The organism is Halobacillus sp. ABD4_316 (assembly GCF_056161385.1).
In genome coordinates this window covers 659,219-671,682 of the sequence record NZ_JBSWZA010000002.1, presented here as the reverse complement: position 1 = coordinate 671,682, position 12,464 = coordinate 659,219, and the positions used below count along the sequence as shown (strand labels likewise).

The 12,464-nt window shown below is 35.6% G+C and carries 11 protein-coding genes; 3 read left to right on the top strand and 8 right to left on the bottom strand.

Annotated features, from left to right (window positions below):
• The first annotated feature begins 15 nt into the window (after window positions 1-15).
• The 3 genes from ACXAJH_RS10335 (at window position 16) to ACXAJH_RS10325 (ending at window position 2,213) form a co-directional block, all read left to right on the top strand.
• The gene (locus ACXAJH_RS10335) at window positions 16-1,515 is read left to right on the top strand and encodes a sodium:solute symporter family transporter (RefSeq protein ID WP_474993834.1); all 1,500 of its coding nucleotides are present in this window, start codon (window positions 16-18) and stop codon (window positions 1,513-1,515) included.
• A gap of 247 nt (window positions 1,516-1,762) precedes the next feature.
• On the top strand, window positions 1,763-2,023 hold the full coding sequence (locus tag ACXAJH_RS10330; RefSeq protein WP_474969628.1) for a helix-turn-helix domain-containing protein: 261 nt from the start codon (window positions 1,763-1,765) through the stop codon (window positions 2,021-2,023).
• Window positions 2,016-2,213, top strand: a complete 198-nt coding sequence (locus tag ACXAJH_RS10325) for a hypothetical protein (protein ID WP_474993832.1) — start codon at window positions 2,016-2,018, stop codon at window positions 2,211-2,213. Before ACXAJH_RS10330 ends, ACXAJH_RS10325 begins: the two co-directional genes overlap by 8 nt.
• Window positions 2,214-2,787: 574 nt before the next feature.
• On the opposite strand, the gene ACXAJH_RS10320 is transcribed toward ACXAJH_RS10325, so the two are convergent.
• The 8 genes from ACXAJH_RS10320 to ACXAJH_RS10285 form a co-directional block, all read right to left on the bottom strand.
• Window positions 2,788-4,263, bottom strand: a complete 1,476-nt coding sequence (locus ACXAJH_RS10320; RefSeq protein WP_474993830.1) for an APC family permease — start codon at window positions 4,261-4,263, stop codon at window positions 2,788-2,790.
• Window positions 4,264-4,493: 230 nt separating this feature from the next.
• Window positions 4,494-5,525: a GDP-mannose 4,6-dehydratase gene (locus ACXAJH_RS10315; protein ID WP_474993828.1), complete on the bottom strand. Its 1,032-nt coding sequence runs from the start codon at window positions 5,523-5,525 to the stop codon at window positions 4,494-4,496.
• Window positions 5,506-6,873: a UDP-glucose dehydrogenase family protein gene (locus ACXAJH_RS10310; protein WP_474993826.1), complete on the bottom strand. Its 1,368-nt coding sequence runs from the start codon at window positions 6,871-6,873 to the stop codon at window positions 5,506-5,508. The genes ACXAJH_RS10315 and ACXAJH_RS10310 overlap by 20 nt, the downstream gene beginning before the upstream one ends.
• A 54-nt stretch (window positions 6,874-6,927) precedes the next feature.
• Window positions 6,928-8,229: a lipopolysaccharide biosynthesis protein gene (locus ACXAJH_RS10305; RefSeq protein ID WP_474993824.1), complete on the bottom strand. Its 1,302-nt coding sequence runs from the start codon at window positions 8,227-8,229 to the stop codon at window positions 6,928-6,930.
• A 46-nt stretch (window positions 8,230-8,275) separates the two neighbouring features.
• Entirely contained in the window at window positions 8,276-9,175 is a 900-nt protein-coding gene (locus tag ACXAJH_RS10300) for a glycosyltransferase family 2 protein (RefSeq protein WP_474993823.1), read from the bottom strand.
• Between the two features lie 76 nt (window positions 9,176-9,251).
• Window positions 9,252-10,337, bottom strand: a complete 1,086-nt coding sequence (locus ACXAJH_RS10295) for an EpsG family protein (protein WP_474993821.1) — start codon at window positions 10,335-10,337, stop codon at window positions 9,252-9,254.
• A 94-nt stretch (window positions 10,338-10,431) separates the two neighbouring features.
• Window positions 10,432-11,337 (bottom strand): ATP-grasp fold amidoligase family protein, encoded by a 906-nt coding sequence (locus ACXAJH_RS10290; RefSeq protein WP_474993819.1) that lies wholly within the window; start codon window positions 11,335-11,337, stop codon window positions 10,432-10,434.
• A gap of 37 nt (window positions 11,338-11,374) precedes the next feature.
• A complete protein-coding gene (locus tag ACXAJH_RS10285; RefSeq protein WP_474993817.1) occupies window positions 11,375-12,457 on the bottom strand; it encodes a glycosyltransferase in 1,083 nt (360 codons plus the stop codon).
• Between the last annotated feature and the right edge of the window lie 7 nt (window positions 12,458-12,464).

Below are 12,464 nucleotides of genomic sequence, written 5' to 3'. Positions count from 1 at the left end.
GGAGAACGTTAACCGATGCTTACAAGCTCCAGCGTATTGCTATGGACCGTCATTATTTTACTAGCTGTATACTTTGCCGCTGTGACGTGGGTCGGTAAAAAAGGGCGGGCGCACAGCCAGTCGATGGCCGGCTTTGCAACGGCCCGCGGAAAAGTGAGCCCCTGGCTTGTCGGAGCTAGTTTCGCCACCAGTTACGCCAGCGCCAACCTGTTCATCGGTGTGCCGGGACTCGCCTACGAACACGGCACCGCCGTCCTTTGGTACACCCTCGGCTGCTTTGGCGTCAGCTGGGTGGGACTGCTGCTCTTTGCCAAAACGTTCTGGCGGTACGGGAAAAAATTCGGTCACGTGTCGACCCTTCCCGAGTGGCTTGGGAAGCGTTATAACTCGAAAGCCCTGCAGGCGATCGTCTCTTTACTGATCTTATTCAATGTGTATTATATCGTCGGGCAGAATGTCGGGCTTGCGACCATCTTTGAAACCGTCATCGGCATCCCCTACTCCTGGGGCATCATCATCGGTGTCGCCATCACGATTCTGTACATCGGCCTTGGCGGCGCCTTCGCACAGATCATTACCGACGGCATCCAGGGCATTCTGATGGCCGTCACTTCCACCTTCATCGTCGTATCCTTTTTCTGGACAATCGGTGGAGGGTGGAACGTCTTCGGTGTGCTGACCGACCGCCTGCACAGCATCGATCCGAACCTGACCGCCGCCATTGCCGACAGCGGCCCCTATAACAGTGCGCTCGCCATCATGGCCGTCCAGTTCCTGCTTTTCAGTTTCGTATTAATGCCGCACCTGTTAAACAAAGTGCTCTCGATTGAAAAAGAGGAAGACCTGGCTCCGTTCACCTTATCCGCAGGACTGGTGCTGTGCATCATATCCACGCTCATGGTCCTCGGCGGACTCGCCGCCCGCGTCCTGTTCCCGAGCCTGCAGAGTGCCGATGCAGCGATTCCGACCTATGTCATCGAGGCCTTCCCGAGTGTCATCGCAGCCATCATGATCGTCGGCATCATCTCCGCGATCTTATCGAGCACAGACAGCCTGTACCTAGGCATTACGACAAGCATCGGGAACGACTTGTACCACGTCGTCGCACCAATCCTGTCCTCGAAGAAAATGTCCGCCCAGGAGCTGGACAACAAGTCATTGAAAGTGGCCAAAGGTTCCCTGATCGTCGTCGGACTGCTGTCCCTCTATTTCTCACTGGAACGACCAGAGTCGCTGGCCTTCCTGATCCAGTTCAGCTTCTCCGCAATCATATCCGGGATCATCGCACCGATCACCCTCGGGTATTTCTGGAACCGGGCGAATCACTACGGCGCAATCGCCGCTGTGGTAACGGGTGCTTCCTTATATGTCGCCTTTACAACGCTGAACGTATTCGGAAATATCTTTATTGCCATGTTCTTCAGTGCCGCTGCAGCCTTTATCATTATGGGGGTTGTGAGCGTGCTGACTGGTAAAGCGAAAGAAGAGAATCTGGTGCTGGAGAAATCCGGTTAATCTTCCATATATAAGAAAAAAATCCATAAAAGAAGCGTATCACTTCTGGTAGAATCCCAAGGTGATACGCTTCTTTTCATGTTAAATACTCATGAGGTAAAGAAAGACATCATCATTCTCACTGAACCTGACCGGAGTCTTCACGTTCTCCTACTTTCACCTTAAAAAATAAGTCTTTCTTAGAAGAAAGCGGCAACTTGACTCATCGTCTATGGTTGTTCCTTCCAATCCATACGATGATTTTCTTATGAAACCAATACCTCATACACTCATCCAAAAAGCAGTCGGAAAACACTTAAGGGATCTACGGTTAGCGCAGGGGCTTTCCCAGGAAGAGCTGGCGTACCGGGCTGGCATGCACCCGACGTATATCAGCGGCATAGAACGTGGACGAAGAAACCCGTCCATTACGAACTTCTACTATTTAGCTCATGCGTTGGACGTCCATCCTAAACAACTGATCCCATCCATTCCATTAGACAACAAAGGGGAGGAAAACGATGACTGATTCTATAAAGAAAGAGTATCTACTCCTCCCCACCTCAACTTCTTCCATCTGTATTGAATTCCTCGGCCAAAATCCTATTATGGCCATGACCACTTGGAAACAGACCCATATTAAAGCGGAAGCCCCTACGAAATCAGAAGCCATTCAAGAGATATTATCTATGCTTAAAAATGATCCTTATATATTTTGAATTCAGGATTTGCTAAATAAATCTGCATTTAATTTTGTAAATTTTAAAGAGGATAATATTATCCTGCACACTACCCTCTAATATTCACTAGGTCTAACCAAAACAGTCGAGAAATACTAGAGCAAGCCAATTGATGCATTTGAGTAAGATCTCCACATATCAGCAACTAGATCAACCTGCATAATCTTATCATTTTCATCTCTTCAATCGGTGGCACAGGCACGCTAATAAATGATTAACGGTCCCATATGACTATACTAAATATCTCTCTTACGAATAATCACTACAACCGACTCCATAAGTTGACGGATTATGGAATTAGTTCTTTAGGTCAGAAATCCACCTATTCCCGTTACGATATTTCAATATGTTCTACGGTTGTCATGCTGTTTTATCTTACTACTGAATACCTACTGAAGATAATACGGATGAAGGGAGAGAAGGACAAGCGACAAAAATGAAAACTCATGCACGAATAATACAAAAGTAAAAGTCTGCCGTTCTATTTGGCAGACTTTTAAACGTTACTGTTTAATGCAAATATAAAATTATTTAGCAACTTTAGAATTCAGTATTAAGCACCGATTTTATCGTTTTTATTATTCGCAACGACTTCTTCAGTACCTAATATTAAGTAGTTCATCTCACTATCTGATATTTCATTAAGATCTTTACGCTTAACAAAATAAAAACTAACACCTAATATTATCCACACTATGAGCGCTATCCTTGATTCTATACCTAAAAATGCAGGGGAACTAGGAATTAATAATAATGATAAAAATGTAATACTCGTTAATACACCTAATCCAGCTAGAATTTTTTTCAAAGGAGAGACCACATTGATTGAAGGGTTAAAATCCGAATTCAAGTTCCATTTGAATAAACTATATGCTGTGTAACATGTGTAAAAATAGGCAATTGTGACACCAATAGAAGACATATCCACTACCCATATTAGTACTTGGCGCCCAAACCATGGTGCTAATAAGGCTATAGCGACTGTAAAAATAAAGCCAATATATGGCGTGTTGTATTTGGGATGTAATTTAGAAAAGATATCAGGTATAATTTTAGCTCGAGACATTGCAAATAATAGACGGCTTGAAGAAACCATAAATCCATTTAGACCTGTGAAGACACCCATAGAAACTGCAATAACTAATATGGCTAAACCAAATGTACCTAATAGATTTTTCACAACAGTTCCCGTCCCCCACAAGAAATTCTGGGAAACCAAACTTTCCCAAGGGCGAGCCATAGCCGTAGCTAATATCATCAATATATATAGCATTGCAGTAAAAAAAAGTGCGCTGATAATTAATTTAAATGCTTTTTTAGATGAAAAATTGAACTCCTCTGCAAGTTGAGGAACGTTATCAAACCCTACATAAGCCCATGGTGCAATTGCAACAATTGCGATGACTGCAGCAAAAGCTGTTGTTTCCATAGGGAAAAATGGCTGAACATTGGATAAACCAGTATCTGGTTGCCCACCTACTAAAATTGATAGAACTACAACACTTAATACCATTACTGTACAGAAATAGAATTGCAACCTCCCTGATAAAGCAGCGCCTCTAACATTGAACCAACCGAATAACAATAATACCAATGTAGCCAAAATAACTTCTACACCATAAATATTCCAACCAGCAATTTGGTAAAGATAAAGCCTTTCAATGAACTGTGGAAATACAAACTTAAACATTAATGCGAAGGCTGAAGCATTCAATGCGACAATACAAATATATCCAAGAGTTAAAAACCATCCGCAGATAAATGCATGCGTTCGCCCTAGACTAATATATGCATAAGCGAATTCTCCTCCCGATACTGGGAAGCTCTTAATAAGAAAACCATAACTAACCGCAATTAACATCATTAATAGTCCACCGATAGCAAATCCAAGTATTGCTCCCAGAGGACCAGCGGTTTCAATCCAATTAGTAGGTTGTACAAAAGCCCCCCACCCTATTGATGAACCAAGTGCGATTGCCCATACCCAATGAGGCTTTAATGATTTCTTTAAAGTTTGTCTTTCCTCCATTATTCAATCTCCCTCTATTGTTTTGCTAAATTTACTTTTTAATTATGTCCAGATTGATATACTCTTTCTCCATTAACATATGTGTACATAACTTCTAGATCGTGTAGTTTCATACTTTAAGCCGCCTTCTAGGTCTATGAACTAAATTTCCTTACAGCTAAATCCAACATCAGCGTAAGCATAAAACTCCTTAAACTTTCAGATGTTTAAGGAGTTTTACTAATAGAAAATTATTTTAATTGATAATAATTCACATACCAATCAGCAAATTTCTGAAGCCCCTCTTGAATAGTCGTTTCCGGCTTGAAACCCACCGCTTCTTGGAGTTGATCAGTGGAAGCATATGTAGCAGGTACATCACCTGGTTTAATTGGTTCATAAATCTTGTTAAACTCAATATCTTTACCAAGGGCATTACCTAATGCATTTTCTAAAGCTTCAATAAAAGTCATTAATTTCTCAGGGCTGTTGTTTCCTATATTGTATACTTTGTGTGGAGCACCTTGATCAGTGCCAGGCTCATTACTAAGTAATCGTTCAATACCACTTACAATGTCATCTATGTAAGTAAAATCACGATACAAATCGTTCTGAAAGTCGCCATTGTTATATATCTTAATAGGTTCACCTGAGAAATATTTATCTGTAAAACCAAAGTATGCCATATCAGGACGCCCCAATGGACCATAAACTGTAAAAAACCTTAAACCTGTTGATGGAATGTTATACAAGTGGCTATAAGTATGTGCCATTAGTTCATTAGTCTTTTTAGTAGCCGCATATAAAGAAACTGGTGTATCCACAAAATCCTTTTCCTCGAATGGAACTTTCTTATTTGCGCCATAGACAGAACTTGAAGATGCATATACTAAATGATCAACAGGATTATGCCGGCAAGCTTCTAATATATTATAAAACCCTACTACATTACTCTCCATATACGCGCCTGGATTTTCAATAGAATATCGAACACCAGCTTGAGCAGCTAAATTCACAACAATATCTGGTTTGAACTCTTTGAAAATTGAACTAATAGCATCTTGATTTGATAAATCTTCCTTAAGAAAGGTGAAATTATTATAAGGTTTAAGACCGCTCAATCGAGTTTCCTTTAGTCCTACATCATAATATTCATTTATATTATCTAATCCAATAACTGTACACCCTTGACCCAAGAGCTTTTTGGAAAGATAGTAGCCAATAAATCCAGCTGCGCCAGTGATTAAATATTTTTTACTAGTGTCAATTGGATTGTAGCTCATATGCTTCTCCTCTCATTACCTCTACTCTCCCTGGTTCTCGACCGACAGAGTGGTATTCTACTTTAGCTTTTTTCATTTCTTCAATGTCATATATATTTCTACCATCATAAACTAACGGAGTACGCATTAAGCCACGGTAAAGCTCAGGAGTAACAGCTTTAACCTCCCCCCATTCTGTAAATACAAAGCAAACGTTAGCATTGTTTAATGCTTCCTCTACGTTATTAACATACGTTATAGATCCTTGTCGGTTAGGACCTTCCGGATAGATTTTTGAAAAGTTTTCCACCCCTACAGGATCATATGCATAGATGTCTGCGCCTTGGTCTAATAGTAGTGGAACGTTATCTAATGAAGGTGCTTCACGCAGATCATCAGTTCCTGGTTTGAATGTTAAACCTAATACAGCTACCTTTAATCCACTAAATGTAATCAATCGATTACTTGCTTTTTTATATAAAGAAGTTTTCTGACTCTTATTTACATCAATGGCTGCTTTTACGGTCTTAAGCTCATATCCATTTTGTTGGGCTAAATAATCAAGCGCTTGCGTGTCCTTTGGAAAACAGGAACCACCAAACCCAATCCCAGCATTTAAGAATTTGGAACCAATACGCCCATCATAACTCATGCCTTCGGCCACATCTTTAATATCTGCACCTACTAACTCACAAAGATTAGCTATATCGTTCATATATGATATTTTTAAAGCTAAGAAATCATTAGAAGCGTATTTTATCATTTCTGCTGATCTACGGTTTACCGAGACTACTGGCAGATTGAACGGCTTGTATATTCCTTGAAGAATTTGTTCTGCCCAAGTGGTCTCTGTACCTATAATGATTCTTTCAGCATGAAGCGTATCGTGTACAGCCGACCCTTGTGCAAGAAATTCTGGATTGGATGCAACTTCAACATTTACATCATTTACGAGGAAATCCTGAATAAATTGCTCAACTTTATCATTTGTTCCAACAGGAACTGTTGATTTAACAACGACTAAGCAATCTTTTTCAACTGATTCTGCAACTTGTCTAGCAACTGTTGCAATATAAGATAAGTCAGCTGACCCATCAGGTTTTTCGGGTGTTCCAACTCCTAAAAACACAGCATCTGCATTTTTGTAAGCTTCTTTGTAATCAGTCGTGTAATCAATTCTTCCGTTAGCATAATTTTTCTGCATTAATTCTTCTAAACCTTTTTCATATATAGGAGATACACCGGCTTTCATATGGTTAACTTTCTCCTCATCAATATCTACGCAAGTGACATGATGTCCCATCTCTGCAAAACAAACTCCTGCCACTAAACCAACATATCCCGTTCCAGCTACTGCTATTTTGTACATATTATTTATTCCCTTCTACTATTTATTTAAATTAAAGTAATACAGTTTTGAATATCACTGTAAATTCCATTTTTGATATTTACCACTCAATGTTAAAACTATACAAATTAACATTAAATTTAATAATGCTCCTGTAATTCCGAACAATGCAATCGCTACAACATCAGAATTGAATACTACAAATCCTAGAACAAGTGCTGTTGTAAGCAGTAACATTCTAATTATGGTGAAAATTAGGTAAAACCTTTGAGCAGATAATACTGGTATTGTTCTTACGCTAGGCTTATTAATAAAAGTAGAGAAAGAAGTTAAAGCAATCCATCTTGCGTATTCACCAGCAACATTCCAGCCGGAACCAAAAATAAACTCAAAGAGTGTTGGCCCAAAAATGATAACCATACCAAAAGGAACTAATCCAATACCTGCTAAGACTAATGTAGCTTTTAATACTTTACTTTTTATTTCTTCTCCTTTATTCGCTGCTTCAGTAATATGGGGATAAAAGACGTCCCCGATCGATTGACCTATTAAAGTAGAAGGCAAAGCTAATACTGTGCGGCCAATATTATAGAAACCTGCTGCAGCAGGACCAAAGAATGAAGTTAATAACAGGATAGGTAAGCTTTGGGATAATGCACTGAGAAACTCTTCTGGAGCCCTGTACAAAGGAAAGTCTCTATGTGTTTTAGCAAGGGTCTTTATGGAAACCTTTTTATATTTATCCTCAGAAACAACAGTGGCTTTGTGATTAGATTTCTTTGCCTGAAGTATCATCATTAGAGCCTTAAGACCGTTCGCTGTCACTTGCAAAATTACTAAAACGGAGGCAAAAGGGTAAAACAGCCCTATCCCTACTTTACTAAAATTTGTGATAATGGATTGATAAAAATTAACTTTAGCAGTTATTTTAAATTGTTTAGTTCTAATAAACCATTGTTGTAAAACTTGCATAAGACCTGCAAACAAAATTACAAGTGGAATTAGATATAAGAAGGGAGCAATCTCTTCCAATTTGAATAGAGATACTAATGATTCATCGAATAAAAATAGTATCACTGTGAAAATACTTGCTATAATTAAAGTTATATACAATGATAATTTCAATAAACCCTTAGCATTATTATCATTTTTCGGGAGCACTATTGCTACAGGGTATGAAAGTGCTGCTATCGGTATAATAATTTTAGTGATAGCATTAAATGTTCCCATAATGCCAAATGCTTCTGGCCCATATAATCTTGTTATTATTGGTGATAAAGCAACAGTTACTGCCTGTGCGCCAGCCACACCAGTAGCCATGATAAGTACATTTTTTACAAATGATGATTGGAAAGCTTTTCTCAAATTCAATTTCATTTAGGCTCCCCACTATTCCACTTAGCCAACAAATATCTAATTTTCTTCATATTCTGTACCGAATTTGATTCCTGATAATCTTACCTAAAAATTTTAGATTTCTACTATATAAAGGATGTATTTTAAAAGCCTCAAACCATTTTTCTAGGGCTTTTCTCAAACCATCCCTAGATTGATAGAAAGGAACAATATCTAACCTTCGTTTACAAAACACCCTCGGATTTGCTCTTAAATAATCTATATTTAAATCTATAACTTTTTCCATGCCTTGTATTTTATTGCTAGTATTTGCCGAAATCCTCTCCCCTTCATGTAAATAATAATTTACCAAGGGAGAATCAACATAATCCACCTTGTATTTCTTCGCTATCCTTAGCCATAACTCATAATCTTGAGATGATTTAATATTATTATTGAATACACCACAATTGTCCAAAGCTGCTTTTCTTACCATTACAAAAGATGTAGATCCTATAAAGTTTCGCTCAATTAAACGATCATAGACACTACCTTTTATTCTATTTTGTCTTATAACTTTACTTTCAGATTTATCATCTTTTGGACTAACAGTATAGGAATCACAATATACTAACCCCACATTAACATCTGTGAATCTTGTCATTTGTAATTCAACTTTGTTAGTTAACCATTCATCATCATCATCAAGAAAAGCTATATATCCTCCACTAGAATTTTCTATTCCAGTATTTCTTGCTTTGCAAGCTCCCATATTGTCTTCATGGACTATGTACTTAATACGATTATCTCGTATTAAATTAATATTTTGTTCGATATCTTTTTTGTAAAGGTATTCTTTTGGACTATCATTAACCACAATTACCTCTAAGTTTTTATAACTTTGATTTAAAACACTAAGGATAGCTCTTTCTAGTAATTTGAATGGCCTTTTATAAGTTGTAATTACAACACTTACTAATTCATCCAATATATCAACTCCCTTGTATACTTATATTGTATTTAATTTTGAAATTAATTAATTATGATGTTTATTTGCTATGCGTCTAAGACCACATATATGGGATCGTTTCATGGTTATTTTGTATAAAGTAATAATAAACAAACCACCCTGAAAAGTATATAATAATAATTAAATTGTAAAAGAGTTTATTATTTTTAGAAACATGTAAATCAATTATTGTGGCAAGGATAAAAATTTGTATAATCTCATAGTATAGTGCTATACGACCAACATAATCTGCTAAATATCCATAAAATTCAAGTATTAATCCCATATAATACACTATTGACATTTGGTATACAAAGTTAGATTTATATTTTAATCTTCGCAAATTATACCCTATAATTATTATAATAGGGAGTTTAATAACTAAGTTCCCTATGCCTAAGCTTCCTATATTCAAATCATATTGACTATATGCTGAAAATAGTTCAAGATTTGTAATTAGTCCAAGAAAATAATTTGCATTGATAACTAATAGTAAAGTTAAAATAATAGCTAACGATTTTTTAAGAAAACCAATACTTTTATATCTACTGTTTAACAACCAATAAACTGGCATGAACACTAATGCTGTGTAATGAAAACAACTCGCAAGTAATACAGTAAATATAAACTTCAAAAGTTTTCGATCATATATTGATCTAATCGATAAAAGAACTAGCGCGACCGCTACAGATTGTCTAATGATATTAAAACTAGGGTTAAACATCGTACTCATTAAAATAAAAACCGCTATGGTTAAATTAATTTTCTCTTTGAAATTATATACTGCCTTAAAAGTTATAATCCATATTAGCAGTGAGGATATAACAAATAAAAATCTAACATCATCAAAAGTATATTTAATAAAGTAATTAAGTAATACCCACCCTGGTTCGAATCTAGTATCAAAAATAGCCTCTTGAATACTACTAAATCCTGTTAAGTTGTAGTATATGTTCTCATATGCAAAATAATCAGTTCCAACTCCATATCTCCACCCTGATACTACAACTGGAATAACAATAGCTCCAAAAAAAATAAACTTGCTATGTAAATTCGGTCTTACTTTTTCAGATACGAAAACTAATGCAGTAGTAAGAATTAAAACAAAAAAATACAAGAAATAAGTTTGAATTATCCCCATTTCACTTCCCCTTAAATAATCACATTTGGATATAAAGAGTATATTTATCCAATAACTAATGCTTATTTGTCATAATATTTATTAAAAAAGGGAACTAGGATTCATATGGTAGTTTCAAATAGTCACCCAGTTTTTTTTCTACTCCTCGTGAGGAGAATTTACCCAATCCGCTTCTATGAAAGAAGGTTAATTCACCAAAAATAATTTGGTTTTTGACATTGTAAAAATCTACTCTAACATGCGGAAAACCCTTAGATAGTTCTCTACTTAATTCAAGCATTTTTTCTAAAGTTTGTGGTTTTTCAATATGACAATTCTTATTAGAAGTTGGAATATCATCAATAGTAATATCTTGAAGTTCCCAATCAACACTATAAAAATTTTGTTTATGCTCCTTGAATCTATCTATGTCTACCTGTATTAATTTAGGTTCCCCATTAAAACAGAATAATTTGTAATCCATAGGGGGGATCCCTTTTTCATCAACCATAAATTTTTCACATATAATCCTAGGTTGTAAATCTTTATATACCCATTCTCGAGTTGTCCAATATAAATTTCGCTTAAACCACTTTTTCATTATTTTTGATGTTCGGGACCAATTAACTTGATTTTTATCTGAACACAGTATATTATCACCCGAACCATTGGTTCCCTTTAAGACAAATGACTTTGGAAGAGCATTAATATCAATATCATCAACAGATTCATAAACACCGTAAAGTTCATTAAGATATTCTTCACCTATTCGATCCTTAACAAATTCTCTAACTTCATATTTATCTGCACAAGATGCTGCATGAGAATCATGCCAATATAGTTTTAACCACTGCAATTTATCATTAAACAATACAGGTGAATCTAGGTTAACACTCCTACCTAAACTAGATTTAAATCGTTTCTCTATAAGTTGCCTATTCGATAACCTTTTAAAATAATGGTACCTTATTTGCTTAAAAAGATTTAAAGCAACCTTGTTTTTTTTTATAATTTTCAACATTACTAAAATTCACCCCATATTATACTTGATATTACTATCACATTTCACTAAATATATTTTCATATTTTTTCTTCATTTCTACTAAATCAAATGTTTTTACATACTCCCTATTATTCATAATGATATCCTTACGTAAATCGCTGTCAAAAATAAGATGATCGATCTTTTCGGCTAAATCTTCTTTATTAAGCCTGGCATAAAAGCCGTTCACTCTATCCTCTATAATATTATCAGGATTATCTGTAGTTATTATAGGTATATCGCAAGCTAGAGCTTCTAATAAAGCATTACTAAGCCCCTCATATAGAGAAGGAAGTATGAAAATATCTGAATTATAAATATATTTATATGGATTATCTTGATAACCAAGGAACATTACTTTTTTCTCCAATTTTTTTTCCTTGATTTTCGCTTCAATTTTACCTCTGTCCTCACCATCACCTACTAAAATTAAATTTGCATCATTTCTTTTTAATACAAGCTCAAATGAATCCAATAATAAAAGTTGATTTTTCTGTCTTGTCAATCGGCCAACTGCAATTAATTTCGGTCCTTTAATACTTGAAAAATTATCATTAATTTCTTCTACTTTTTTTCTAGATATTAAATTTAAATCTACTGAATTATAAACGACTTGCACTTTATATTCTGGAATATTGATTTTATTAATGATATTTTCTTTCATAACATTGGTCAATACTATACATTTATCAGTTAAAGGATATAATTTTTTTGCTAGTAAAATCTTAAATTTCCCCGTAGACTTTTCATTTATTTCTACGGCTTGTCTTATTACTAACTTAAAGTTTTTATTGCATATTAACTTAGCTAATATCGCTACTATATTTATAGTAGTATCAATGGAAAATAAAATATCAGGTTTTTCTTTTCTAATTTCTTTAATTAATGGGGTTAGTGAAAAGTGTATTTTCTTAGCATTTAAATCAATTACTTTAATATATGATGGCAAATCATTTAAGTATATTCCTTTTTTGTTAACAAGTGCTATACAAATATCAAATTTACCACTATCCAACTTACTTAGTAGATTAATAATAAACCTTTGTACTCCACCTCCACCTAACGAATACATAAATATCATAATCTTTTTTTTATTCAATTTATCA